This window comes from Rhodococcus sp. IEGM 1302 (assembly GCF_030056935.1).
GTDB classification, from domain to species: domain Bacteria; phylum Actinomycetota; class Actinomycetes; order Mycobacteriales; family Mycobacteriaceae; genus Rhodococcus_F; species Rhodococcus_F qingshengii.
Genome location: NZ_JASHKY010000001.1, coordinates 353,211 through 380,035, shown reverse-complemented (window position 1 = coordinate 380,035; position 26,825 = coordinate 353,211). Strand labels below are relative to the sequence as shown.

Annotated in this window: 19 protein-coding genes and 1 pseudogene; 14 read left to right on the top strand and 6 right to left on the bottom strand. The window is 62.6% G+C overall.

What is annotated here, in order from left to right; all coding sequences use genetic code 11:
* Positions 1 to 7: 7 nt before the first annotated feature.
* The 7 genes from QM609_RS01760 (at position 8) to QM609_RS01730 (ending at position 13,817) form a co-directional block, all read left to right on the top strand.
* Complete coding sequence (locus QM609_RS01760; protein ID WP_007730327.1) at positions 8 to 868, top strand: 3-hydroxyacyl-CoA dehydrogenase; 861 nt, start codon at positions 8 to 10, stop codon at positions 866 to 868.
* 200 nt (positions 869 to 1,068) lie between these two features.
* Positions 1,069 to 2,112 (top strand): ParB/Srx family N-terminal domain-containing protein, encoded by a 1,044-nt coding sequence (locus QM609_RS01755; protein ID WP_050655006.1) that lies wholly within the window; start codon positions 1,069 to 1,071, stop codon positions 2,110 to 2,112.
* Positions 2,113 to 2,294: 182 nt separating this feature from the next.
* A complete protein-coding gene (locus tag QM609_RS01750; protein ID WP_283336938.1) occupies positions 2,295 to 7,763 on the top strand; it encodes a glutamate synthase-related protein in 5,469 nt (1,822 codons plus the stop codon).
* Between the two features lie 33 nt (positions 7,764 to 7,796).
* On the top strand, positions 7,797 to 9,569 hold the full coding sequence (locus tag QM609_RS01745) for a sulfite reductase subunit alpha (protein WP_050655004.1): 1,773 nt from the start codon (positions 7,797 to 7,799) through the stop codon (positions 9,567 to 9,569).
* 46 nt (positions 9,570 to 9,615) lie between these two features.
* The gene (locus tag QM609_RS01740; protein ID WP_007730314.1) at positions 9,616 to 10,509 is read left to right on the top strand and encodes a ChuX/HutX family heme-like substrate-binding protein; all 894 of its coding nucleotides are present in this window, start codon (positions 9,616 to 9,618) and stop codon (positions 10,507 to 10,509) included.
* A 129-nt stretch (positions 10,510 to 10,638) separates the two neighbouring features.
* Complete coding sequence (locus QM609_RS01735; protein ID WP_050655003.1) at positions 10,639 to 12,270, top strand: ATP-binding cassette domain-containing protein; 1,632 nt, start codon at positions 10,639 to 10,641, stop codon at positions 12,268 to 12,270.
* Positions 12,270 to 13,817: an ATP-binding cassette domain-containing protein gene (locus tag QM609_RS01730; protein WP_050655002.1), complete on the top strand. Its 1,548-nt coding sequence runs from the start codon at positions 12,270 to 12,272 to the stop codon at positions 13,815 to 13,817. The genes QM609_RS01735 and QM609_RS01730 overlap by 1 nt, the downstream gene beginning before the upstream one ends.
* A gap of 11 nt (positions 13,818 to 13,828) precedes the next feature.
* Here the strand turns inward: QM609_RS01730 and QM609_RS01725 are convergent, their stop codons facing one another.
* The 3 genes and pseudogenes from QM609_RS01725 to QM609_RS01720 form a co-directional block, all read right to left on the bottom strand.
* Positions 13,829 to 14,233: a sugar O-acetyltransferase gene (locus QM609_RS01725; RefSeq protein ID WP_349307376.1), complete on the bottom strand. Its 405-nt coding sequence runs from the start codon at positions 14,231 to 14,233 to the stop codon at positions 13,829 to 13,831.
* Positions 14,234 to 14,257: 24 nt separating this feature from the next.
* Positions 14,258 to 14,416, bottom strand: a pseudogene (locus tag QM609_RS29195) (maltose acetyltransferase domain-containing protein); the annotation flags it as partial.
* Between the two features lie 102 nt (positions 14,417 to 14,518).
* On the bottom strand, positions 14,519 to 15,676 hold the full coding sequence (locus tag QM609_RS01720) for an acetyl-CoA C-acetyltransferase (protein ID WP_030536178.1): 1,158 nt from the start codon (positions 15,674 to 15,676) through the stop codon (positions 14,519 to 14,521).
* A gap of 654 nt (positions 15,677 to 16,330) precedes the next feature.
* On the opposite strand from QM609_RS01720, the gene QM609_RS01715 reads away from it, so the two are divergent.
* Positions 16,331 to 16,711 carry a hypothetical protein gene (locus QM609_RS01715; RefSeq protein WP_050655001.1) on the top strand — a complete coding sequence of 127 codons (381 nt, stop codon included), beginning with the start codon at positions 16,331 to 16,333 and terminating at the stop codon, positions 16,709 to 16,711.
* Between the two features lie 96 nt (positions 16,712 to 16,807).
* Here QM609_RS01715 and QM609_RS01710 read toward each other — a convergent pair whose 3' ends face one another.
* Positions 16,808 to 17,893 (bottom strand): ABC transporter substrate-binding protein, encoded by a 1,086-nt coding sequence (locus QM609_RS01710; RefSeq protein WP_050655000.1) that lies wholly within the window; start codon positions 17,891 to 17,893, stop codon positions 16,808 to 16,810.
* A gap of 54 nt (positions 17,894 to 17,947) precedes the next feature.
* Positions 17,948 to 18,778, bottom strand: a complete 831-nt coding sequence (locus tag QM609_RS01705; protein ID WP_064443569.1) for a siderophore-interacting protein — start codon at positions 18,776 to 18,778, stop codon at positions 17,948 to 17,950.
* A gap of 172 nt (positions 18,779 to 18,950) precedes the next feature.
* On the opposite strand from QM609_RS01705, the gene QM609_RS01700 reads away from it, so the two are divergent.
* The 3 genes from QM609_RS01700 (at position 18,951) to QM609_RS01690 (ending at position 22,416) form a co-directional block, all read left to right on the top strand.
* Entirely contained in the window at positions 18,951 to 20,534 is a 1,584-nt protein-coding gene (locus tag QM609_RS01700; protein WP_050654998.1) for a helix-turn-helix transcriptional regulator, read from the top strand.
* Between the two features lie 157 nt (positions 20,535 to 20,691).
* Positions 20,692 to 21,807, top strand: a complete 1,116-nt coding sequence (locus QM609_RS01695) for an agmatine deiminase family protein (RefSeq protein WP_050654997.1) — start codon at positions 20,692 to 20,694, stop codon at positions 21,805 to 21,807.
* A gap of 36 nt (positions 21,808 to 21,843) precedes the next feature.
* Complete coding sequence (locus QM609_RS01690) at positions 21,844 to 22,416, top strand: TetR/AcrR family transcriptional regulator (RefSeq protein ID WP_050654996.1); 573 nt, start codon at positions 21,844 to 21,846, stop codon at positions 22,414 to 22,416.
* Between the two features lie 3 nt (positions 22,417 to 22,419).
* Here QM609_RS01690 and QM609_RS01685 read toward each other — a convergent pair whose 3' ends face one another.
* Positions 22,420 to 23,076, bottom strand: a complete 657-nt coding sequence (locus QM609_RS01685) for a TetR/AcrR family transcriptional regulator (protein WP_050654995.1) — start codon at positions 23,074 to 23,076, stop codon at positions 22,420 to 22,422.
* A 167-nt stretch (positions 23,077 to 23,243) separates the two neighbouring features.
* Between QM609_RS01685 and QM609_RS01680 the strand changes: the two genes are divergently transcribed.
* The 3 genes from QM609_RS01680 to QM609_RS01670 are packed head-to-tail and all read left to right on the top strand — an operon-like array spanning position 23,244 to position 26,820.
* Positions 23,244 to 24,632, top strand: coding sequence for a flavin-containing monooxygenase (locus QM609_RS01680; RefSeq protein ID WP_007730290.1), 1,389 nt, complete (start codon positions 23,244 to 23,246; stop codon positions 24,630 to 24,632).
* Positions 24,629 to 25,783, top strand: a complete 1,155-nt coding sequence (locus QM609_RS01675; RefSeq protein ID WP_007730288.1) for a serine hydrolase domain-containing protein — start codon at positions 24,629 to 24,631, stop codon at positions 25,781 to 25,783. The genes QM609_RS01680 and QM609_RS01675 overlap by 4 nt, the downstream gene beginning before the upstream one ends.
* Positions 25,780 to 26,820 (top strand): NAD(P)-dependent alcohol dehydrogenase, encoded by a 1,041-nt coding sequence (locus tag QM609_RS01670; RefSeq protein ID WP_030536186.1) that lies wholly within the window; start codon positions 25,780 to 25,782, stop codon positions 26,818 to 26,820. Before QM609_RS01675 ends, QM609_RS01670 begins: the two co-directional genes overlap by 4 nt.
* The last annotated feature ends 5 nt before the right edge of the window (positions 26,821 to 26,825 follow it).

Here is a 26,825-nt window from a genome sequence, read left to right as displayed (position 1 = left end):
ATCGAAAATGACTGAACTGAAGCAGATCACCGTTCTGGGTACCGGAGTTCTCGGCTCACAGATCGCCTATCAGGCCGCCTATCACGGCTTCGACGTCGTCGCGTACGACATCAACGCCGAGGTCATCGAAAAGGCCAAGGCTCGGTTCGACTCGTTGGCCGCGGCCTACAAGGCCGAGAACGTCGAGGGTGCCAAGGAAGGCAAGGCTGACGAAGCGCTGCAACGTATTACGTACTCGTACGATCTAGGCGAAGCCGTCGCCAAGGCCGACCTGGTCATCGAGGCAATTCCCGAGGACATCGCCATCAAGCGCGACACCTACGAGAAGCTTGCCACGGTTGCTCCTGAGCACACGGTGTTCGCTACCAACTCCTCGACGCTGCTGCCGAGCGATCTCAAGGAGTTCACCGGCCGCCCCGAGAAGTTCCTCGCACTGCACTTCGCAAATCACGTGTGGGTCAACAACACTGCCGAGGTCATGGGCACCGAGTCCACCGACCCCGCCGTGTACCGCGAGGTCGTCGAGTTCGCGAAGAACATCGGCATGGTGCCGATCGAACTCAAGAAGGAGAAGGCGGGCTACGTACTCAACTCGCTCCTGGTCCCGCTCCTCAACGCGGCCTCCGACCTGCTGATCGACGGCATCGCCGATCCCGACATGGTCGACAAGACGTGGCGTATCGGCACCGGAGCCCCGTTCGGCCCCTTCCAGATCATGGACGTCGTCGGGTTGACCACCGTCTACAACATCTCCTCCCAGGGCGGCGAGAAGCAGCGCGAATTCGCCGACTACATCAAGAAGAACTACATCGACGAGGGCAAGCTCGGCGTTGCTGTCGGCGAGGGCTTCTACAACTACAAGGGCTGATCAATTGCAAGGCTGATCAATTGCAAGGCTGATCAACTGCAGGGCTGATCAACCAACAGGCTCACCGCGCGGTGGTTACGACGTGAATTCACGTGGTAGCCACCGCGCGGACGTCTGTTGTCAGTAAGTCCGAAACCACCCTGAGCGATTGTGACGCAAGCTTCTTCACGTGCGAACCCATCATCAGGAGAGATCCCCATATGCGTCGTTCCGCCATCTCGGCACTCACAACACTGGCACTGCTCGGCGCCGGAACATTGGTCAGCACTCCCGCTGTCGCCGCTCCCCTCGCGTGTGGCGGAATCTCCACCGGTTCGTTCTCAGGCTCCGCCGGCGGATCGGAGTACCTGTGCGCCAAGGAAGGTGATCTCCTGGACGTGCGCATCGGCGACGTTCACGCGACACAACCGTCACTCGGCTACGACGAGGTGTACTACAAGCTCGGGCGATACACGCTCGGAAAAGACACGATCAACAAGAAGTTCGACGACTGGTGTGAGGCGAACGGCCAGATCCAGGCCGCGACCGCTACTGCGGCGTCGACGCTGAAGGACCCGTCGTCCTTCACCTGCCAGCTCCCGGTGGGTCAGGAAACCGCGGAGAGCATCGCGCCCATGAAGACCGTGGTCGTCGGACCCCGCGGCGATCTCTACCTGACCGACGGTCACCACACCCTCACGTCCTTCATCGAGACGGCCGACGGCGGTCCCGACCTTCACGTGCGACTGCGGGTTCTCGGCAACCTCAGCGGCTTGAGTGAAGGTGCCTTCTGGACCGAGATGGAGAAGAACAAGTGGGTCTGGTCGCGTGACGTCGACGGAAACCAGGTACCGGTCCAGGCTCTGCCGAAGAGCGTCGGCCTGGCCAACTTCGCCGACGACAAGTACCGCAGCTTGATGTACTTCTCCCGCGACATCGGATTCGCCGCGGGCACGATTCCGTTCCAGGAGTTCTACTGGGGCGCCTGGGTCCGCGACACCGCGCCCGTCGACCTCACCAACTGGAATCGCGATGATCTCTCCAGCTACCTGGGCACCGTGAAGTCGGTGACCAAAGCACAGACTGCGTTGACGGGCGATGCCGTCGTCGACAGCGGATTCACTGCCACCGATCTTGGCGTCCTGTCGGTCTGGAACGACGGCAAAGCCGAGTCCAAGGGCGAGTTCGCAAAGCTGTCCAAGCCGTACACAGACGACAAGCCGGGCAAGATCGCCTACGCACTTGCCTACAAAGCAACCCTCTGACCTGCTCAGATCCAAGTCACACCAAGCAGACTTGACTAAGGTAAGCCTCTACTCAGTAGTCTGAACCCATTCGGGTGCCGCTTCATCGAAGCAGCGACGCCCTGCCCTGACGGAATACATGCCGTCGTATCTGCCCGGTCGAACAATCTCCGGGCAACCAGGACAGGGAGAAGGTTGCTGCAGTGAGCACGTCCATCGTCGGTTTGTACGACCCCGCAGATGACAAGAGCAGTTGCGGGGTCGGGTTCATCACGCGCAAGGACGGCGTGCAGACCCACGATGTCCTGATCAAGGGGCGAGAAGCACTCTGCTCGGTACCGCACCGCGGCGGTATGTCTTCCGAGGGCGTCGGCGACGGCGGCGGTGTCTCGGTTGACCTCTCCCTCCGGTTCTTCCGCAAGGTCACCGGGCGCTCAGATCTCCGCGCCGGCCGCTTCTGCGTCGGCAACTTCTTCCTTCCGGACAACGATGCTCAGCATGCTCGTGCAGCCGCTCTGGTGGAACGCGAACTTCTGGACCGAGGCTTCACCACCCTCGCTGTGCGCAACGTGCCGGTCGACGACTCGGCGATTCGGCCGGCAGCCATCGCGCATCAGCTTCCGATCAGGCAGTGGATTTTCGAGGTCCCCACTCCGCGTCCCGAGCCTGCGGTTGTCGATCGCCTCGTGCACGAAGCTCTGCTCGCCATCGAAGCCATCGCGTACAACACCCCTGCACTACGCGGGTTGTACCCACTCTCGCTCAGCGCGCGAACTCAGGTTCTCAAGGGTCGCTTGAACTCCGACGAAGTGATCCCGTACTTCCGCGACCTGGTCGACCCCGATCACGCCGTGCACACGATGTACTTCCATACGCGGTTCTCGACCAACACGGACCCGCATCCCACGATGGCGCAGCCGTTCCGGTTCATGGCTCACAACGGAGAACTGAACACGGACAAGAAGAATCGGCTCTCCGAAGCTGCTGTCGCCAGTGCAAAACGACGTGCGATCGTCCGTCCGCCCGGCCAGTCCGACAGTTGCCGACTCGATCAGACCCTGGAAGCACGCGTCATCGAGGACAGTGTCGACCTGGTGACGGCTGTGGTCTCGATGATGCCGCCTGCCTGGGAAAACGACACCACCCTCTCCCCCGCAGTGCGTGCGATGTTCGAGTACTTCTCGCTGTACGAGGAGAAGAACGACGGACCGGCAGCGCTGGTGTTCGGCGACGGCACCATCATCGGTGCGCGCCTGGATCGCCTCGGTCTGCGTCCACTACGCACGATCGAGACACACGACTACGTGTGCGCATTCTCCGAAGCCGGACAGATCGCGTTCGCACCCGAGACGGTGATTCACCGTGGCCGCGTCGAGGCCGGCGGAATGTTGTACTTCGATCATCGCGATCGCCATACCTACACTGCCCGCGAAGCTCTGGAAAAGATTGCCGCTCAGCGCGACTACCAGTCGTTGCTGGAGCAATCGCGAATCCTGATCGAAGACATTCCCGCCGTGCCAGCGGAGAAAGTCAGCTCCCCGACCCGTTACAACGGCACCTTCGAGGTTCATCAGCGCTACATGGCGTACTCCCTGGATCAGGAAAGTTTCAAATTCCTGATGGATCCGATGCTCACGCACGGAGCCGAAAAGGTCTCCGCCATGGGTTACGGCAACGCCATCAACGCATTCAGCGACCGCGAAGGCGGTGTGGCACGTTACTTTTCGCAGCGATTCGCCCAGGTAACCAACCCTCCCCTCGACAGCATCCGTGAAGCGGACGGTATGACCCTCCGGGTCGCATTGGGTGCGAAGATGTCCCCCGGACAGGGCAAGCAGATCGTCATCGCCTCGCCGATCCTCGGGCACCTGGACATGCTCAAGATCCGCGAACAGAACCACACTCCGCACCGCCGCTTCGAAATGCTCTACCCCGCCGAGGGTGACGCGCAGACAATGGTCGACGCGATGACCGCGCTCGGCGACGCTGTTGTCGCCTTCGCGGCCGAACAGGGCGGAATCGCAGTCCTGACCGACCGCCACGTATCTCACGAGCGCGCAACACTTCCCGCGATCATGGTCGTCGGAGCACTGAATCAGCGTCTCATCGACGCGGGCCTGCGATTGCGCGTCTCTCTCATCGTCGAGAGCGGCCAGATCGAGTCCTCCCACCACGTTGCCGCTGCGCTCGGTTTCGGCGCTTCCGCTGTCTACCCCTTGTCCGTTCAGTTGCGAGCCGAGGAGAAGTTCGCCGCTGACCCGGATGCCGCGTTCCGACGCTTCGCGAAGGCCGCCGAGAAGTCCCTGATGAAGACGATGGGACGCGTCGGTCTGTGCACCGTCGAAAGCTACATCGGCGGAGAATTTTTCGAACCCAACTTCCTCGATACGTCCGACCCTGTTCTGCGCCAGTGGTTCCCCAACATGAAGTCACCGGTGGGTGGCGTCGGTTTCGACACCGTCGCGGTGACCTCGAAGCAGTGGCACGAGCGTGCGAGCGCAGTCGGGGGCGAGAAGGATCTGCCACTGCTCGGCCTGTTCAAGGAGCGTGCAGACGGCGCAGGGCATTCGTTCGGTACCACCGCGGTCCGTAAGTACGTCGAACTCACCGAAGAGAAGATCGCGTTCGACAGTCCCTCCGGAACAGAACAATTCGAGGCTCTACGTCTACTGCCGCTCGGACGGCTCGACGACGCCTTCCGCCTCGACGCCGGGGCATACCGAGCGACGAGCTTCGACCGGTTGACCACCGAGCAGATCGACGACTTCGACATCACCGCCGGGTACCGGGACTTTTCCACTGTCATGGCTGCGGAACGATCGCGTCGTCCCGCCGCGTTGCGCGATGTCATCTCCGTGCCCGGTGATGTCACATTTGCGGTTACGACAGCCGAGTTCACCGACCAGATCAGCCGATTCTCGGTGCGCGGCAATAAGACGATCGTGATGCGTGGAATCCGGTGTGAATCTGCCGCGGACGGCCGGTACACACTTAGCCTGGACGGTCCACTGGCCGACGACACCGCTCGGGTGGTAGCACTCGGCGATGCTCTTTCCGTCGCCTTTGCCGACGACGTCACCATCGAGGCCACCGACCCGGATCTGGTGCTGAATGCAACCGGTATTGCGGCAGAGTTCCTGTCCAAGCTGAGGGTCGCACCGGCAGGTGTACCTCTCTCCGAGGTACAGAGTGCAAGCGACATCACCCCGAAGTTGGCGTCGGGTGCCATGAGCCATGGCGCACTGAACGCTCCGGCGCACGAAGCCGTCGCCCACGGCACGAACATGGTCGGTGCGATGTCCAACAGCGGCGAAGGCGGCGAACACCTTTCGCGCTACGACACGATTCGTGCATCGCGCATCAAGCAGTTTGCATCCGGACGCTTCGGAATCTGGGCGGGCTACCTCGCCGATCCGATGCTCGAAGAGATCGAGATCAAACTCGGCCAAGGCGCAAAACCCGGTGAGGGCGGGCAGCTTCCGGCCGCCAAGGTCACCGTCGACATCGCTGCCGCCCGCGGCGGAACGCCCGGGGTCGAACTGGTTTCGCCGCCGCCTCACCACGACACGTACTCCATCGAGGACCTCGCTCAGCTCATCCACGACTGCAAGGCAGCTCGCATTCGGGTGATCGTGAAGTTGGTGTCCTCGGAAGGAATCGGCACCATCGCCGTCGGTGTCGCCAAGGCCGGCGCCGACGTCATCAACGTCGCCGGAAATACCGGTGGCACCGGCGCCGCTTCGGTGACCAGCCTCAAGTACGCGGGCCGTGCGGCCGAGGTCGGTATCGCCGAGGTCCATCAAGCTCTGTGTGCCAACGGCCTTCGCCAGAAAGTCGTTCTGCGATGCTCGGGCGCGCATCAGACCGGCAGCGACATCATCACTTCCGCCCTACTCGGCGCAGACAGCTTCGAGTTCGGTACGTCGGCGCTGATGATGATGGGCTGCGTCATGGCCAAGAACTGCAACATCAAGTGCCCCGCCGGTCTGACCACCAACCCGGAACTGTTCGACGGCGATCCCCGCGCGATGGCGCAGTACCTTCTCAACATCGCTCACGAAACTCGGGAACTGCTCGCGAATCTGGGAATGCGGTCCCTTCAGGAAGCGCGGGGTCGAACGGATCTCCTGCATCTGCTCGATCACCCGTCTATTGTCGGCAATCTGAAGCTGGACGCGATGTTCGAGACCGCTCCGAACATCACCATCGACAATCCTGTGTACCGCGAACGTGAGTACGCGCTCGACGAGAAGATCATGGACGAGGTTCGTACGGTGTTCTTCAACCGTGGCGAGGCCTCGGTCGCCGTGTCCGGACCTGAATTCGCCGAAGGTGCACTGCACCTGGGTAACCGGAACAAGAGCGTCGGTGGTCAGTTGGCGATCGACCTCGAACGCGAACTCAACTACGGAGCGGCCGGCCTTCTAGCTCCGGGAGTACTGACCGACGAGCGTGGGCGACGCTACCTGGCGCCGGGCAGCGTGCGCGTCCTGACGACCGGATCTGCGGGCCTGTCGTTCGGCGCATTCTGCAACGACGGCATGCACCTGGAACACACCGGGACATGTAACGACGGTGTGGGAAAGAGTATGAGCGGCGGAGTGATTGCCGTGCGCAGCCCAGGCGGCGGCTCCAGTGACGCCGGTGGAAACGTGTTGATCGGCAACTTCGCGCTCTTCGGCGCCACCGGTGGACGAGTGTTCGTCGAAGGTGAAGCAGGCGATCGCTTCGCAGTTCGCAACTCCGGCGCCAGTGCTGTCGTCGAAGGTGTCGGAGACTTCGCCGGCGAGTACATGACTAACGGTGCTGTCGTGAATCTCGGCGAGTTCGGCAAGGGTGTCGGCAACGGCATGAGTGGTGGCTTCTTCTACCAGTACGACCCTCGTGGCGAATTGGCACTGCGAGCAAGTACCGATTCCGTACTGCTGGGTTCTATCACCGCTGCGACCGACCCTCTTGCCGCCGTCCACAACCACGCAGTACAACTCCTGCTCGAACTGCATGTGGAGGCAACGGGATCCGCGCTCGGCACCCGACTGCTCGAGAACTGGGAAGTCGAACAGCACTCGTTCGTCTGCGCGATGCCCAAGGCACTGATGCTCTACCAGGACAGTGATGCAATCCTGGCTGCGAAGTCGCACAAAGAGCTCCTCGAAGAATTGGCGTCCGCCATCGCAGCACGTCAGGTCCGCACCTTCAAACTCGCAGTGCGCGACGGGCGCCCCGCACTGAACGGAGCAGTCCCTGCCTACGGCGAGACCGATACGGCGACGATGTATGCGCTGCTCAGTGAGTACACCGTGCTTCACTTCGCGCAACAACTCGCCACCGCCCGCACGCCGGGTGCGTCCGGACCCGACGATCCAGCAGTGCAGAAAGCGGCCCGAAACCTGGTGCTGACCGAGGACTTCGCCCTCGTCCAGCACTTGGTCAAGTACTCGAAAGAGATTCTGGCCGACTACGACGACGAACAGTTGGCTGCGCTGATTGCAGCCAAGCGGGTCGACGACTACAAGCAGGCGCTGAGCCTACGCAACGTGTTGGCCATGGACAGCCCGGCGACGTACGGGTGGATTCTGTTTCAAGACAACAAGAATCGGGACAAGCTCGGATCACTGCCGAACTTCGACGAACTGTTCGCTTCGCGCACGATCCCCGACCTGGTGTCCTGACCTCCTCCCCCGAAAGTAGGTGAGCTTCAAATCATGGAAATCCCGTACATCCCCGAATACGCACCGTTCACCGGCGACCAGCGCGCGTGGCTTTCCGGATTCCTGGCCGGTCTACACTCGCGAACTGTCATGTCCGGTCAAACCGGTACTGCAACAGCGACAGTGGAGAGAGCTGCCGGCGCAGCCGTGCACATCCTTTACGGAAGTCAGACCGGCAACGCGGAGTCCTTGGCTGAAGACGTAGCCGCAGCTGCTCGTGCCCACGGTCTCGAACCACTTGTCGCGGGTCTGGACACCGTGGATATCAATGCACTTTCCGCCATGCGCCGGGTGCTCGTCATCACCTCCACCTACGGCGAGGGCGAGATGCCCGACAACGCGCAGCTGTTCTGGGATGCAGTCGAATCCGAGAGTGCGCCCCGGCTGGAGGGTCTCTACTTCGGAGTACTCGCACTCGGTGACACCAGCTACGACGGGTACTGCCAGTCGGGAAAGAACATCGACGCCCGCTTCGAAGCGCTCGGCGGGACCCGGGTTGTCGACCGCACCGATTGCGACGTCGACTACGAGGATCCGGCGGCCGAGTGGATCGTTCGGGCCGTCGCTGCGGTGGCCGGTGTCGACGGTGATGCGGGGGCCGCTGCCTCGCCGGTTGCGCCCGCTCAGACGAAGACCAAGTCCCAGTGGACTCGCAAGAACCCCTATCCTGCAACCGTCCTCGCCAACCGGCTGTTGTCCGGCGAGGACTCAGCCAAGGAAGTCCGCCACTTCACCTTTGCGCTCGGCGAGGACGGTCTGGACTACGAGGCCGGAGATGGATTGGGCATCCGCCCGATCAACGACCCCGCCCTCGTCGAGGCGATCATCCATCAGCTCGGTGTCAGCGGCGATTACGTGGTTACCGCGAAAGACGGCTCGTCCGCACTGTTGGACCAGGTGTTGACCAGCGACTACGAGATCTCCATTCCCTCGCGCGATTTGATCGAAGACATCGCCCGACGCAGCGGCGACGCCGAACTGCAGCATATTCTCGACACGGAAGATCGGGAAGCGCTCGATGCGTGGCTGTGGGGCAGGGACGTTCTCGATCTCCTCCAGTTGGACAACAGCATTCGCCTGAATCCCGAGGATCTGCTTACACTTCTTCGCCCGCTGCAACATCGGGTCTATTCGATCTCCTCCAGCCCGCTGGCCCACGACGGCACCGTCCATCTGACGGTAGCGAGTGTGCGCTACCGCTCGGGCGAGCGGGACCGCGGCGGCGTCTGCTCGACGTACCTGGCGGACCGCGTCGGCGAGGGCGATCGGGTCGGAGTTTTTGTCTCCAAGAACAATTCGTTCCGCCTACCCGCCGATGACGCTGTTCCCGTCGTGATGATCGGCCCCGGAACCGGCATCGCACCCTTCCGCGCTTTCCTGCACGAGCGTCGCGCGCGCAACGCGTCGGGGCAGAATTGGCTCTTCTTCGGCGATCAGCATCAGTCGAGCGACTTCATCTACGAGGACGAGTTGAACGGGCTGACCCGTGACGGTGTCCTGACTCGCCTCGATCTGGCCTTCTCGCGCGATCAGTCCGAGAAGATCTACGTCCAGACTCGTATGCGCGAGCAGGGCCGAGACTTGTTCGACTGGCTCGAAAACGGTGCGCACGTGTACGTCTGCGGCGACGCCACTCGGATGGCAAAGGACGTCGACGACGCATTGCACGAGGTCGTCGCCGAGCACGGTGGGTTGGATGCGGACGCCGCCGAGGATTACGTCAACAACCTCAAACGATCGAAGCGGTACCTAAGGGATGTCTACTGAGATGTGCCCGCACCGTGGCGAATGTCGTTGCGCAGCTTTGGCACGCATGTCGGACCTGGACGCACTGCTTGCGCGTCCGGGGTTCCGTGGTGGACTGATCGACACCGCACCTGACGTAGTCGGCAAAATGTTGCCGCTCTTGGACGACACGGTAGCAATCACCGTCGCAGGCCCGGTGGCTGTCAACGACTCGGGCAAGTACTCCGTTCCGACAGTTCCCGGCGATCCGTTGGTCTGCGCGCCCGGGCTCGTCTCTCTGCGTTTGAACGTTGCCTCCCTCGGCTCGGTGGTGACCACGGAAGCAGAGCAGCACCTACCGCCGACGCTCCGCATGTTCGACATCCACGGATCAAGTTCACACACCACGTATTTGACCCCGGCCTCGGATCGTCTCGCCTTCGAAGCGATGCGAACTGCGCCGAGCACTGCGAGGGAAACAAGCCCTCCCATCCAGACGTCGAATACGCCCGCATTCTGGGCCCAGGCCGATCAGCTGACACAGCTCGACTTCATCCTCGCGGACGGCGGCAGCGAACGTCGTAGCGGCCTGGTCGCTCTGGGCGCCCTCGGTTACCGGCGAGTCGATCCTCACCTCATGGCTGCCGGGATGGAGCACCTGTCCTACCACCAACTGCCCGTCACGACCGTCGTCGCCGGGAACGGATGCCTGCAGATCCACCGTGGTGACCTCGACGCCGCAGCCATGTTCGGGGGGACGCTGACTTTGGCGTCCGACACCTGCCGGACGATGATCGACCTGAATGGTGTCTCGGAGTGCTGGCTGACCCGCACCCACGGCGTTCACGGCCTGACCAGCTCGATCGAGATGTACGACTTCCGCCGCAAATGCGTGGCAGTCTTCACCCAAACGGGTCCAACCGAACCCGCAGTCATGGGCGTGTGGGAAGACGTCATGAGTTCCATCTCGGCCGCATCCTGACACCGACGGATGCTGGGCAAGTGTAAGAAATCGGCGTACGGCGATAACCACATGGAGCCATCGACCCCTAACCTTAGGTCTCGGTCATTTGTCGTGCCTGCACCCTGACGCTGATTCAAGGAGTTATCCATGCCCCGCCCTCTCGTCGAACCGTCGCTGGTCCCGGCCTTGCGCCCGGCGCTGCCTGCATTGGCTGCCGGGGTCGTCGCGGCCGCAGCGTCGGGGGTCGCGATGCTCGGGGCGCTCTGGTGCGTCGTGCAACTCATCGGTGAACCGTCGATGAGCTGGGCCGGGTGGGCATGTGCGCTCTGGCTCGTGGGCGTCGCGCTCGCTGCCACATCGTCGTGGCTCTCGCACCACGCGGAATCGCTTTTCGAGGCAAGGGTTCGCCGCCAACTCGCAGCCCACCTCGTTCGCCTACCGGCAAGCACGCTGTCCCGCTACAGCGGAGACGCACTGCGGAGGCTCGTTTCGGACGACATCTCGGCGCTGCACCATATGACTGCGCACCTACCGGCAGAGTTCGCCACACTCATCGTGGTCCCCGCGGTCACGATCGCGGCGTTGGTTGCCTCAGCCGGCCCCGTGGCGCTTCTCGCTCTGGCTCCCGGCATCGTGGCAGCTCTGTTCTACCTGGTCGTGATCCCCCGAATGGCCGCTCGGCACAGCGCTGAAAGCGCGGATGTCATGGGCGACATCGTGACTGCCGTGGACGACTATGCCCGCGGCATCCGCGTCTGCCGGATCTACGGTGCGCAGACCGGCGCTGCCGCCGACTATGCAGAATCGACAGCACGGTTCACCCGGGGAATGCAGGAGCGCGTTCGACTCGTGGCTACCCCTGCGGCCGTCGCCGTTGCCCTCATGCAGGCGACGGCGACGTTCGCGATCGCCTATGCCGTCGGAATTCACTGGGATGCAACGACGTTGGCCGCCACCATTCTCTTCAGCCTCGCAATCGTGACACCGGCCCTGCGGCTCGGGCACGGCCTCGACTACGTCGCTGCTGGAGGCTCTGCTGCGGGCCGGCTCGCCGCTGCCCTGGACGAACCCACCCTCCCTGCCGGTGAAGCGCCAACCGTTCCGGCCTCGAGTCCCTCCGATCGACTGGAGATCGTCAACCTGACTGTCACGATCGCGGACCGCAGAGTCGTCGACGACGTCGCGCATGCATTCCGCCCAGCCACGATCACTGCGATCACGGGACCGAGTGGAGCGGGCAAGTCGACGCTCCTGAAAGCATTGGCCGGCTTCGAGATCCCGGAACTGGGTACCGTCCGCTACGCAGGTCGTAGCATCACCGTGATCGACGAGAACCTGCGGCCACAGTCCCTTCTGCTCACACCCCAGGGCGCAGACGTGTTACCTGCCACGGTGCGCGAGAACATCGCGCTGGCCGCCCCCGATGCAACGGACGCGGAATACACCGCCGCACTACGCCGGGCACAGATCGACGTCAGCCTCGATGCCGACGCCACTTCACTCTCCGGAGGAGAACGTCAGCGCGTCGGGCTTGCTCGGGTGTTCCTCTCGCCCGCAGCAGTACTGCTGCTCGACGAGCCGACCAGTGCACTCGACGATCGCACGGCCGCCGAACTGCTGAAGGAATTGCGACACCTCGCACATGACGAAGGAAAGACGATTGTGATCGTCACCCACGACCCCGCTCTTGCAGACGATGCCGACGATCGACTCGACCTCGGCGGTCGAAACGTGAACGACGCTGCCTCGCACAGTGCAGCCCTGACTGGAGCCGAATAATGAACAGCGCCAATGTAGCCCGACGACGCTTGATCACCATCGGACTCGGTTGGGTGTCCGTCGCTGTCCTAGAGGCGATCGCGTACACCACCCTCGCGCTCTCGATCGCTGATCACCGGTCGCCGGTTCTCGTCCTGGCCACGGCCACCATCGCTCTATTCGTGACCGTCCTGGTCTCGCGGGGCGGTTACTTCACCGGGGCTCGACTCGTCGGCGATCTCTACGACGCTCTCGGCGATGCCTTCGCCCGTGCGAAACTGTCCTGGTTCACCGACGACAACCGGGCACTGCTCGCCACCGTCGCCGGGCGCGGGATCCCGTCGCTGATGAGTGTTCCCGCGCACCAACTTCAGACCTTCCTGGTTGCACCGCTGATCCCGCTGCTCCTGCTTCCTGGGATCGCGGTCGTCGCGGGGCCAGGTGTCATGCTGCTCGTCGGTGGACTGCTCGCCGTGTCGCTCGCCGCTCAGACGCTGGCCCAGCGTGCGCTCAGCCGAGCGGACGAGCGCCGACACGAAGCCGAGCTCGCAGCAACTCAGTCGACACTCGAACTCACCGATCATCTCGAATTACTGCGTACGGCAGCCGGTCCCACACGTTCCATCGAACGAATCGAGCGAAGCTGGCGGAATCAGGAAGCCGCGCTTGCACGGACAAATCTCGCCGCGGCACCAGCGACATTCATCTCGGCGATCGCCACCATTGTGCCGTTGGCAGGTGCAGTGATTTTCCTCGCTGCCACCGGATTCGACGATCCCGCAGCCGCTCTCGCCCTCGTCATCCTCACCGCCCGCGCCGCTGCGCCGCTCGACGAACTCGCCCTGGCCGGAATCGGAGTCAACGAGCTGCGCGCAACGGTTCGCGACTACCGCACAGCGACTTCGGCTCCCGCACTGGCCGAGCCCGCACCCCGGGACGCCGCGCGCCCTGTTGGAACTGACATCGAGGTCGCCGGGGTAGACCACGCTCCGGTTCTGCGCGGCATCACCGCGAAGATCCCCGCGGGTGAGCGAGTTCTCGTCGCAGGACGCTCGGGTACGGGGAAAAGCACACTTCTCGGGCTGCTCATGCGCTTCGACGATCCTGACCAAGGCAGCGTCACTCTGGGCGGAGTTTCATTGCGCGACTTGCCCTACGACGCTCTGGCGGCACATATCGGCTACGTGCCGCAGGACCCACTCGTGTTCTCGGGCACCCTCGGGGAGAACATCGGACTTGGAAGACCGGGCGCTACCGAAACCGAGATCGAGGACGCCGCAAGGCGCGCTGCCCTCGGCGCCGTTCTCGACCGCTCGACGCTCGGCATTCATCAGGACATCGGACACCAGGGTGCCGCTCTCTCCGGTGGCGAACGTCAGCGGGTGGCGATCGCTCGCGCCTTCCTCAAAGACGCTCCCGTCCTGGTTCTCGACGAAGCCACCTCGGCCCTCGACGAGGCCACCGAGCGCCGTATCGCCGGCGCCGTGCGGGAACTGGCGGCCACCGTCTTCGTCGTCACCCACCGCGACCCCGCCATCTGGGAGCCCACCCGCACGATCACCCTCTGACATCGCATGCCCTAGTGCTCGCGTTGCAGTCCCTCAACTTCGGCAGGTGTCCGACGGATAACCCTTGCCGGCGATCCAGCAGCAACGACGTGATCAGGAATGTCATGCAAGACCACACTTCCCGCGCCGATCACGGCGTTGTGACCGATCGAAACTCCTGCACCGACAGTGACTGAGGCGCCGAGCCACGTGTTCTCACCGATGACGATCGGAGCAGCCCGCTCCCATCCCTCGCGGCGCCGTCGATGATCATCGACAGGGTGCAACGCTGTCATCAGCTGGGCTCCAGGCCCGATCCTCACGTCCGCGCCGATCGTGATCAGCGCATCATCCATGAAGAACCCGTTCGCGTTGACGAATGCGTTGGCTCCGAGCCGAATGTTGTGTCCGTAGCTGCATTGGAACCGCGGCACCACCAAAGCTCCGTCACCTACCTCACCAAAAAGGCTGGCGAGAGCCCGTGAGCGGACAGCGTCGTCGTCCGCCGCAGCCCCATTGAACGAGTCGAGTCGACGCCAACACTCAAGCCGCCGTTCCCGCAGCTCGTCATCATCGAGATACCACTCACCACGAGCAAGACGATCCGCCTGTTCTCCCACACTCGGATCGTCGCACACCGCGCCACGGCACCCCTGTTGGGCGCGTTGCACCCGACAAAGCGCTACAACAGAAGGTCTTCCATGCCGCCCAATTTCGCGAGCTCAGCTCAGCCGCTCGATGATGGTGACGTTCGCGGTCCCACCACCCTCACACATGGTTTGGAGTCCGTACCGTCCATCAATGCGGTCCAACTCGTGCAACATCGTGGCGAACAACTTGGTGCCAGTGGCCCCAAGAGGGTGGCCCAGTGCGATTCCACCACCGTTGGGATTGACCCGGGAGGGATCTGCACCCGTCTCGATCAACCAGCTCAGAACTACCGAAGCGAATGCCTCGTTCATTTCTACGGTATCCATCTGGCCGATCGCCATGCCGGATTTCGCCAGTGCATACTTCGTCGCGGGTATCGGCGCCGAGAGCTGCAGCATCGGATCGTCGCCGCGCACGCTCATATGATGAATGCGCGCACGTGGCTTCAATCCATGAACCTCGAGCGCCTTCTCGGAGACGATCAGGGCCGCTGATGCGCCGTCACAGATCTGCGAAGCCACAGCAGCCGTCAGCAACGAGCCATCCCTCAATGCGGGCAGTGCAGCCATCTGCTCCATGGATGTCTCTCGTGGGCATTCGTCAACGACGCATTGGCCCAATGACACTGTCTCACGCTCGAATCGGCCGTCTGTGATGGCAGCACGGGCACGCTGATGCGATTGCAGTGCCCACTCCTCCATGTCTTCACGGCTGATACCCCATTTCTTGGCAATCAGGTCGGCGCCGACGAACTGTGAGATTTCGGCCTCGCCGAATCGTGCTGCCCACCCCCGGGACTTGCTGAAGGGCGTGTCGAATCCGTACTCGTTGCCGGCACGCATTGCCGCCGAGATAGGAATCGAGGACATGTTCTGCACACCGCCGACAAGCACCACATCTTGGGTCCCGCTCATGACCGCTTGCGCTGCGAAGTGGACGGCTTGCTGTGAAGATCCGCATTGTCTGTCGACTGTCGTTCCTGGGATGTCCAACGGTAGGCCTGCTGAAAGCCAGGCGGTGCGGGCAATGTTGCCCGATTGCGGCCCGATAGCGTCGACACAACCGAAGATCACATCGTCGACGGCCATCGGGTCCAGTCGAGTGCGGTCGAGAATCGATGTGATCACGTGGGCCCCCATGTCCGCTGGGTGCTCTCCTGCGAGCGAGCCGTGCCGTTTACCCACCGGAGTGCGGAGCGCATCGACGACATAAGCCTGAGGTGCAACCATACGAACTCCTTCGAAATCGAGCTTTGTCGGGCTTTCGATGTCGCACACACTCTAGCGATCAAGCATTTGTTTGGTAGATGAAACGTGATTTCGAGACCCGCAGCCACCACCACAGGATTGGTCTCCGCACTTCTATCCAACGAAATCCACTGCTGTCGCAATCATTCGACAGTTCGAGGCTCGACCCCCAAACGCGGCTTGGCTGCCCACGCCGCAGACCCCTCACGCCAGCGTGAAACCGCGAAAGATGCGAGAACAGCTGCGGGAGTGCATCTTCGAGCGGAACGAGCGCATCATCCATATCCATTGCCTTCCCTGAGAAATCGTTCAGCCCGCCTTGCGAACAACACCAGCTTTGTCGAGCTACACCGCAAGCCGGCTGGCCGATGGCTGGAAAGTTAGTACTTTCGGTGGAGCCCAGCACGATTGGGCTATTCACCGCCCAATACAGGCTTCGTAAACCGATACGCGTTGCAGGACAACGATTCTACAAACGGTCACGCACTCAGCGATTCATGAACCGCCGCTGGCTCGAAAACTGGATCCCCTTGCGGTAATTGCGCTCCGGGTAGAGCATGGGCACCACACCGTCTTCGATTACCGGAGGTTACCGTGACGAATCTCGTACGCCGATTATCTGCCTGCGTATCCATAGTGGCCGTTTCGGTTCTCGCGCCCGCAGCCGTTGCCTCCGCGGCGGTCACCGTTCCGTTCCAAATCAACCCGGCGCCTTTCGGGAACCCAAACGGCAGCTTCGATGCACCCCCTGTCCACTGTGTGGCGGTAGTCGGCGAACAACCTGGCACGGTGACGATCACCGGCGCCAAAGACGAGCGGTGGGGTTGCATGCTTTCGACGGAAGTGCGCTGGATGAACCTCTCGACAGGAGCCTCCGGCTCCGGTCGGCTTTCTGGCGACAACCAAGGAACCCCGGGAGAGGCAACCCTGCAGACTGGAGCCGGGCAAGTTGCCGTCGCCATATTGCCTGCCGCCGGACCTGTCACCCCGGGTTTCGCAACCTTCTTCGTCCCATAGGCAACCCCCAAACCCGGGACACCTGCTGTACGAACGACCCGTCGCCACACAATCGTGTGGCGACGGGTGAGGGCTTTCCGTTCTCCAGTTGTACGCCTACAGCTTCGCGCTGATGAGCGGCACGATATGTTCAGCCGCCCACATCGTTCCGATCGGGCCACCGCTCGTGATTGCCCACAGAACGTCGCCACCGTCGGCGGTGCGAGGAGGCAGAGCGACCCAACGACCGGAGGACACCGCTCCCAGCGCTTGGAAGAGCTTCCCGCCGGTCAGCTTGTCGAAATCCTCCTCGCTGCCGGCGGCACTGCGGCCGATCAGCAGGAAGTCCGCATCGATGTTCTCGAGAAGTTCCTCGCCGACAGTGCTTTGGGTGACGAACTCCTGTGCACGCGGGTTCTCGGCAAAACCGAGCTCGCCCAAGAAAGTTGCCGGAGCCGAATCGGGCGCTGAAAGGTACTGCAGCCCATTGCCGGTTCCGTAGAAGATCGCCCAGGTTGCGGTCAGGCCAGTGAGTTCAGGGTTCTCCTGACGCACCTTCGCAAAATACCGATCATGGTCCGCCACGATCTTTTCGGCTGCCTTCGAGAGGTCGAGTGTCTCGCCGAGTACGCGGATCGATTCCTTCCACGGCACGAGCATCCGCGACTTCGTGTCGGGGCTCGTCACCACCGGTGCGATTGAGGACAAACGTTCGTAGTAATCGCCCATCGACAAACCACCCAGGCCGTCGGCCCAGCCGACGGCGACGATGAGGTCAGGTTCGCTCGCGGCGATCGCTTCGACGGGAAGTGTGCCGCCCATCGCGAACTCGAAGGTGTCGAGATCCTCTGCGCCGTAAGGCAGCAAGTACGACTGGGAAGCCGACTCCTTGACCATCGACGAGGAGAGAACGGGTTTGACGCCGAGCGCGAGGAGCATTTCCGTGTCGACGGCATTGGGGACGATTGCGGCAACCCGCTCCGGGCGCTTCTCGAGAATACCTGTACCATATGGCGATTCCAGGGTCAGCGGGTAAGTAGTCGTTCCTTCCGCAGCGGGAAGGGCGTTCCCCTCCGAACCGGGAGTGGACGCCGTTTTCGAGTTTTCGGCCGAGGCCGAGCACCCGGACACAAGGAGCGCTGCGGCGAGCGCGGCCCCGATCAGTCCGATGATCCGTGATCGTCTGGTGCGCAGGACTGTCATTTCTGCCTTTCGGTGTTATCGAGCGCTTCGGTCTTACCGAGCGATGGAGCCGGGTCAGGAATCTGTGCGCACTGTGTCGCTGCGTTTCCAGTAGCCGGTGAAATCGATGTCGGTCTTCGCAATTCCTCGATCACGAATCAAATGACGCCGAAGCGAGCGAATCGTCGCCTGTTCGCCTGCAAGCCAAGCGAATACGCGTCCGTCAGGCCATTCGACTGCACTGACCGCGTCGAGCAACAAAGAATTAGTGCCGGGCTCCGCCCCCTCGCGTGGCAACCACGTGACACTCACCCCGGGCAACTCGCGCACCGATTGAATGTGAGCCGAGTCCGCAATTTCGACGAACACATGCCCCCTGACATCGGCAGGCAATTCCTCGAGCAGACGTGCGATCGCAGGTAGCGCCGTCTCGTCACCGACGACGAGCAGATACTCGCAATCTTCCGGGAGTCCCTGCGATACAGAGGGACCCGCGATGTGCATTCGGTCGCCCGGGCCGGCGTCGCGCGCCCAGGTGGTAGCAACTCCACCGCCGTGAACGACGAAATCGACGTCGAGTTCCCTTGTTCGCGGATCGTAACGGCGCACGGTGTACGCGCGGGCAAGTGGACGGCGTCCCGCTGCGAAAGTCACAGTGCCGTCGACTATCACCGGCAAGACCGGATCGGTTTCGCCAGGATAGGCGAACAACAATCGGAGGTCGTCGTCGAAGCCGGTGCTGACGAAGGCGGGCTCGGCAAAGCCGTCGGCGTTTGTGAAGGTGTCGAGCTGCGCTCCGGTGAGCGTCACTCTCCGCATGCCCGGCGTCACGTCTGTCACCCGACGTACCTCGAGTTCACGCAAGGTGACTGAGTACGCCGTTGTCGGACGGGTGTTTCGGGGCACGGAAAGACTCCTCGGAAGCGCACAGACGGGGGGTTCGACCCACGCTCGATCACGGCGGGAGGGCCATTGAATAAAGCTAGCCTGCCCTAATCGGTTACGGTTATCCGTGCGTGCCGACTTCTTACACTCATCGGTGGCTGCGTGAGAAAGCATCTGAATCGGGAGGGCATACGTGGGACCACGGTTGGTGTTCTCCGCGGGCGAAGTCCCCGAGATCCCCGCGTCCCGACTCTCCTTGATCGCGAATGCACGTGAGCCACTGCTCTTCTGGGTACACACCGGACACGCGGAACTACAGATCGGCGACCGCACCCGCAGCGTGACCGCTGGGGCGGCAACCTGGGTGCCCGCGGGAATCGCCTACAGCATCCGAGTCGACCCGGGAGCGGTCGCGTTTCCCATTCCGATGCCCGCTGCCGACCTGCCGCCCACGTTGAACCGGATCATCGATTTCGAGATCCCGGCAGCCTGGCAGGACTGGCTCGTCCACCAGTTCGCGCACAACTTGGGATTTCTGCGCGGTGGGGCGACTGTGGGGGCCGGACTACTCGAGCTTGTCGCGGGGGCCCATTCCAACGACGCCGACGCTTCGGTGTCGTACGCCCCACCGAATTTGCCACGCTCGGCCGAGACCCTCGAGATCGCTCGCACGCTTCTACGGACGCCAGCCGACGACACGGAGCTTTCCCAGTTCGCCCGGCAACTCAAGATCGGCGTCCGCACCCTGCAGCGCCGATTCACGGAGGAGACGGGGTTGCCTTTCGCGCGTTGGCGCACCTCGGCCCGGATCGCGGCAGCAATCGCATACCTGAACTCCGGCCGCGAAATCGGATGGACGGGTGGGCAGGTCGGATTCGCGACGCCCGCGGGATTCACCCGTGCCTTCCGTGAACACACCGGTGTGACACCCAGTGACTACACACGTGCAAACCAAGGCTCAGCGCCGATCCATGAGAACGAGACCTTGGCACAGAGCGTCGTACTCTTGTCCGAGGAAGGCGCCCACTCAGGCTCGGCGCCGATACCGCCGACGATTCCCGCAAGCGGAACGTGGGCCAGGGTCAACAACTTTCACGTCATCGTCTGGATCTACCGAGGCTCCGCCCGGGTCACTTTCGGCGACCGAACCTGGAATCTGAGGCGGGGCGACGCGATGTGGCTTCCCGCGGGAGTACGCAACAGCGTCGAGATCGCGGAGGGTTCGCTTCTACTTCCGCTCGGATCCCAGCCTGGCGACTCTCCCGTCACTGCACCGCCGCCACGAGTGCTGCACTTCGCGCGCGAAGCGGAGGCGTATCTGTTACACACGGTCGTTGCGAATTACACCCTTCTGCGCCCCGAAATCCATGACCCAGCGAGGATCTCGAGGCTGATCCGAAACAGCGCGGCGACGCGGACACCCGGCGGCCGAACCGATCCTGTCGAAACGATCCTTACCGCACTCCGCGCGGACCCCACCGATTCGCGCACGCTGCCGGAGTGGAGCGCTCGACTCGGCGTCGACGAGGGCCTGCTCCACAAACGCTTCGTAGCGGCCACCGGCCAGAGCTTCCCGCGCTGGCGCGGTCAGTTGCGGATGACCCTCGCCCGCGCTTATCTCGAGGAGGGCTTCTCGGCCGGAGATACCGCCCGTCGACTCGGCTACGCGCACGCGTCCGGATTCACCAAGGTCTTCATCGGTGCCCACGGCATGTCGCCCCGGGACTACCAGCGCCGCGGATGGCGGGGAACGGTCGAAGGACTCATCGACTCGTGACCTTCCGACGGATGAGTCCTTCGATCCGTCGTGTCGCCCGCCGAAACGGTCTCGAACTGGCACTACTTCCTTGACTAAATTTTCAGTCAAGGTTTACGCTCCATGCAAGCAGGACGCGGACCGGGCGCGCACGCACACAGCACAAGGAGTCACCGCAATGCAAAGACGTCGGTTCATTCAGGCAGGCGCCGCTGCGCTCAGTGGCCTCTTTTTGGCAGGCTGCGGCGATTCCGACTCAGCCTCGGGCGGGAGCAATGGAGACGACGATCTTCGCGAGTGGGTGATGCCGGAAGAGGGGGATCCGCACAAGCGCACCTGGATGGCGTTCGGTGCCAGCGAAGCGATCTGGGGAGCAGCCCTCCTGCCCGAAGTCCAGCGCAACCTCGCGACTATCGCGCAGACCATCGCGCAGTTCGAGCCCGTCTCGATGCTTGTTCGTTCCGAGGAACTGGACTTGGCTCGCTCCCTCGTCGGCCCATCGGTCGAACTGATCGCCGCGCCTCTCGACGACCTCTGGATGCGCGACACCGGCCCTGTATTCGTGAAAGGCAACGGGACCAAAGCGGGTATCGATTTCAACTTCAACGGTTGGGGCGAGAAGCAGGATTTTGATAAGGACGGCCAGGTCGCAGCTTTCGTTGCCGCCCGTGCGGGAGTCGAATCATTGCCTACCGACCTGATCCTCGAAGGCGGCGGCATCGAGGTCGACGGCGAAGGCACAGCCATCATCACCGAAAGCTGTGTACTCAACAACAACCGCAACCCGGGATGGTCGAAGTCGGACGTCGAGGCCGAACTCGGCCCCCTGCTCGGTCTCGACAAGATCATCTGGCTACCGGGAATCGCCGGCAAGGACATCACGGACGGCCACACGGACTTCTACGCCCGTTTCGCACGCCCAGGTGTCGTGGTCGCAGGCCTCGACACAGACCCGGAGTCGTTCGACCACGACGTGACCGCACGTCACCTCGAGATTCTCCAGAACGCGACCGACGCACAGGGACGGAAGCTGGAAGTGGTGGTCCTCGAGGCGCCGGTCGCGATCAGGCCCGACTTCGAATCGGACGATTTCGCAGCCGGATATATCAACTTCTACGTATGCAATGGGGCGGTCATCGCACCCGAGTTCGGTGACCCCGAGGCCGACCAGGCCGCCAGAAGTGAATTGGAGCGCCTCTTCCCCGACCGCCGTGTCGTGCAGATCAACATCGACGCCATCGCCGCGGGTGGTGGCGGCATTCACTGCACCACCCAGCAGGAACCCGCGGACTAGAAACCTGTCCCGACCACCCTCGTAGAATTCGGACTCGTGTCGAACCGCCAAACGCAAATCTTGGAAGCAGCAGTCCGCGTCATTGCCCAACACGGCGTACGCGGGCTGAGGGTGGAGACGCTCGCTGCCGAGGCCGGAGTGTCGACGGCACTCATCTACTACCACTTCCAGAACCGTGCAGGTGTGCTGCGCCGGGCCCTCGATCACATCAACGATCGCGCCGCGCTGTACACCGAAAGCGCCTTCACGGAGACAGACCCTCGTGCGCAGCTCGAGCAGATGCTCCTGCTGGAGTTTCAGAATGCCCCGAAGATTCGAGAGAACAGCATCGCCTGGGGTGAACTCCGAGCAAGCGCAGTCTTCGCCGACGAGCTGCGCGAACCGCTACGCACCACGACGCAAGAGTGGGCCGACGACGTCGAATCTTTGATCCGCCAAGCGCAGGATGCCGGGCTCGCTGACCCGAAGGCAAGCCCGGCCGACGCCGCCGAGCGACTCACCGCCCTGGTCGAGGGTCTGAGTGAACGCTGGCTGAGCGGCTCGATCCCCATCGAACGAGCCAGAGAACTGCTCACCGGTGCGATCGGCGTGGAGATCGATCCGAGCTAGCCTCTACCGCTCGTCGACGCCCTTCGATTCCGGCGACAGGGCCGGGAACCAGATGTCGGTCAGAACCTCGGCCGCCTGCATCCGAGTCACGTCGATCGTCCCCTGCACGGCCCAGCGTGTGAAGAATCGCTCCAACTGACTCACGAGCAGTTCGACGCGCAACCTCGCCTCGTCGTGCTGTTCCTCCGGCCAACGGCCCAGGTACTTGGGCATGGCATTCGGTAGTTGGGTCATACCGTCTCGCGCTGTCTCGCGGAACTCCGGTTCGAGTGCCACGGCCTCGTCCCACGCCGGCAGCAGGCGCTTGTTCTCGTCGAACCAGTCGAAGGCACGCTCCAGCCACGCAGTGAACTCCACGCGAGAGTTCGTGTCGAGGACCCGATCGAGATCGATGTAGAAAGCGAACGCACTCGCCGCCATCCCGGCCGCGCCGATCGTCTTGAGCATCTCCACTTTGCTGGCGAAATGCACGTAGAACGTGGCTCGACTGCATCCGACGACCGAGGCGATGTCATCGACTGTCACGGCCGCGTATCCCCGCTCCTCGAACAGAGTGCGTGCGGCGTCCACGAGTTTGGCCCGCGTCGCGCGTTTCTGCTCGTCGCGAAGTGTTCCCCGCCTGTTCTTCGGGCCGTCCGTAGTCGTGCTCACGTCGCCCACCTTGCTCGCATTTCAACCTCCTGGCAAATCACCGACTCGCCGTCACCAAAAAACATTGCGTCATTCATTGACACAACGTCAGCGAGTGGCGCACTATGACTCAAGTCACTTCTCGGGATTCGATTCTTCTTCTCGCACGCCCGAAACAGAACAGAAAGCGATGGCGAATGAGCCCCTCCCCCTTGCCGAGCGTGTGCATCATCGGCGCCGGGCCTACCGGAATCACGACGGCCAAGCGAATGAAGGAATTCGGAATACCCTTCGACTGCTACGAAGCGTCCGACGAGGTCGGCGGAAACTGGTACTACAAGAATCCCAACGGGATGTCGGCCTGCTACCAGAGCCTGCATATCGACACGTCGAAGTGGCGCTTGGCATTCGAGGACTTCCCGGTCTCCGCTGACCTTCCCGACTTCCCGCACCACTCCGAACTCTTCCAGTACTTCAAGGACTACGTCGAGCACTTCGGACTGCGTGAGTCGATCATCTTCAACACCAGTGTTGTTGCAGCAGAACGTGATACAGACGGGCTGTGGACCATCACGCGCTCGGACGGCGAAGTTCGCACCTACGACGTCCTGATGGTCTGCAACGGACATCATTGGGATCCCAACATCCCGGACTACCCAGGTGAGTTCGACGGGGTCCTCATGCACAGCCACAGCTACAACGACCCGTTCGACCCGGTCGACATGCGCGGCAAAAAGGTAGTCGTGGTCGGAATGGGCAACTCCGGCTTGGATATTGCCTCCGAACTGGGCCAGAGATACCTCGCCGACAAGCTCATCGTGTCGGCTCGCCGTGGAGTCTGGGTACTGCCGAAATATCTCGGCGGTGTACCCGGCGACAAACTGATCACCCCGCCCTGGATGCCGCGTGGTCTACGACTGTTCCTGAGTCGTCGATTCCTCGGCAAGAATCTGGGAACGATGGAAGGCTACGGTCTGCCGAAGCCGGACCACCGCCCCTTCGAGGCCCACCCGTCGGCCAGCGGCGAGTTCCTCGGACGCGCCGGGTCAGGCGACATAACCTTCAAGCCTGCCATCACCAAACTCGACGGAAAGCAGGTTCACTTCGCGGACGGCACCGCCGAGGACGTCGACGTGGTCATCTGCGCCACCGGCTACAACATCAGCTTCCCCTTCTTCAGCGATCCGAATCTGCTGCCGGACAAAGACAACCGATTCCCACTGTTCAAACGAATGATGAAGCCCGGCATCGACAACCTCTTCTTCATGGGACTGGCGCAGCCCATGCCGACACTCGTCAACTTCGCCGAGCAGCAGAGCAAACTCGTCGCGGCCTACCTGACCGGCAAATACCAACTGCCGTCTGCGAACGAGATGCAGGAGATCACCAAAGCCGACGAGGCGTACTTCCTCGCCCCCTATTACAAGTCGCCGCGGCACACCATCCAGCTCGAGTTCGATCCCTACGTCCGCAACATGAACAAGGAAATCGCCAAGGGCACCAAGCGTGCTGCGGCCTCCGGAAACAAGCTACCTGTTGCCGCGCGTGCAGCAGCACACGAACTCGAGAAGGCGGATCGCGCATGAGTCTGGTGAACGGTCACTGCGACAACGAGTTCGACGCCGTCCGAGCGGCTTTCGAGGCTCAACTCGAATCCGGTGAAGAACTCGGCGGCTCCGTTGCCATCACCGTCGACGGAGAATCCGTGGTCGATCTCTGGGGCGGGTACGCCGACGAATCCCGTACCACTCCTTGGGGCAGCGACACCATCGTCAACACGTTCTCCATCACCAAGACCATGACGGCCCTGTGTGCGCTCCTGCTGGTCGAACGCGGCCAATTGGACGTGTACCAGAAAGTTGCTCACTACTGGCCCGAATTTGCGGCAAACGGTAAGGAAGACATCGAAGTTCGCCACCTCCTGTCGCATACGTCTGGCGTCTCCGGTTGGGAGCGCCCGATCGAACTGACGGACATCTACGACCTCGAGGCGTCCACCGCTCGCCTCGCTACCCAGAAGCCTTGGTGGACCCCAGGTACGGCGTCGGGCTATCACGCGATCAACTACGGCCATCTCGTCGGTGAGGTCATTCGTCGCATCGACGGGCGAACTCTCGGCAGGTTCTTTGCCGAAGAGCTTTCCGGTCCACTGGGAGCCGACTTCCATATCGGCACGTCCGCAGAGCATTTCGGTCGAATCGCCACCATGGTTCCGCCGCCCGCGTTGGAGTTCGACCTGTCCACGCTCGACCAGGACAGCATCTTCATCAAGACCCTGACCTGCCCACTGCTCGACTACCCCGAGGTCAACACCGCACCCTGGCGGGAAGCCGAGATCGGCGCAGTCAACGGCCACGGCAACGCACGTTCTATCGCTCGGGTCCAATCCCTGATCTCGAACGGTGGTGTGCTCGACGGCCGGAAGCTGCTCTCGCAGAGCACCATCGACCTGATCTTCGAGATCCAAGCCGACGGTATCGATCTCGGGATCATGACACCACTCAAGTTCGGCATCGGCTACGGACTGCCACATCCGGTTACCGCGCCACTGATTCCCGACGGACGCACCTGCTGGTGGGCAGGTATCGGCGGCTCGATGCTGGTCAACGATCTGGACCGACGGATGACCTTCGCCTACGTCATGAACAAGATGGCACCGGGTCTGATCGGATCCGACCGCAGCAACGCGTACCTGAGCGCCGCATACAACTCCGAGGTCAGCGAGGTCAGCTCATGAAGGCAGCCCAGCTCATGGGGCCCGGGCTCCTGGAAATCAACGACGTGCCGGTCCCGGAGATCGGCCCGTCGGAACTACTGATTCGGGTGGGCGCAGCGGGAATCTGCCACTCCGATCTCCATCTCCTGCACTTTCCGTACAAGATGCGCGAAGAACCGCTGACAATCGGCCACGAAATTGCCGGAACGATCGAAGCCGTCGGGAGTGGCGTCGACGGCCGTTCCGTCGGAGAGCGTGGCGTCGTCTACCTCTGTTGGTCATGTGGACAGTGCCGAGAATGCATGAGCGGCAACGAGAATATGTGCCTCGCCGCTGGACGCACCGCGATGCCGCCCTGCCCCGGACTCGGCCCTGAGGGCGGGATGGCCGAGTACGTCAAGATCCCGGCTCGCTCCTTCGTACCCATCGGCGACCTCGACTTCCTGCAGGCCGCACCACTCGCCGATGCAGCGCTGACGAGCTACCACGCCATTCGCGGTGCCCGCGAACATCTCCAGCCCGGTGCCACCGCCGTCGTGATCGGCGTCGGCGGACTCGGTCACGTTGCAGTACAGATACTTCGCGCAATCAGTGCCGTGCGCATCATCGCCGTCGATGTCGGACAGGATCAACTCGATCTCGCCAAACGTTGCGGCGCCGACATCACGCTCGAATCGGGACCGGACACCGCGCAGCACATCCTCGACCTCACATCGGCCAGAGGCGCAGAAGTCATCTTCGACTTCGTCGGTATCGACGCAACTGCACAGATGTCCGTTCAAGCGGTTGCGCCGAACGGCGCGTATCGCATGGTAGGTCTCGGAGGCGGAAACCCCGGAATCACTGCCGAAGCTGCCGGCGGACCAGGCTGGCCGTGGGGCGCATCGATCCGGAAGTCGTACGGCGGCACCAGAAACGACCTCGTCGATTCCATCGCCCTGGCACAGGCCGGTCTGGTAACGGTAGAAGTAGCCCGCTTCGACCTCGCTGATGCCCGCGACGCACTCGACCGTCTCGAACACGGCAAGGTCACCGGACGCGCAGTGCTCGTACCCTAATCTTC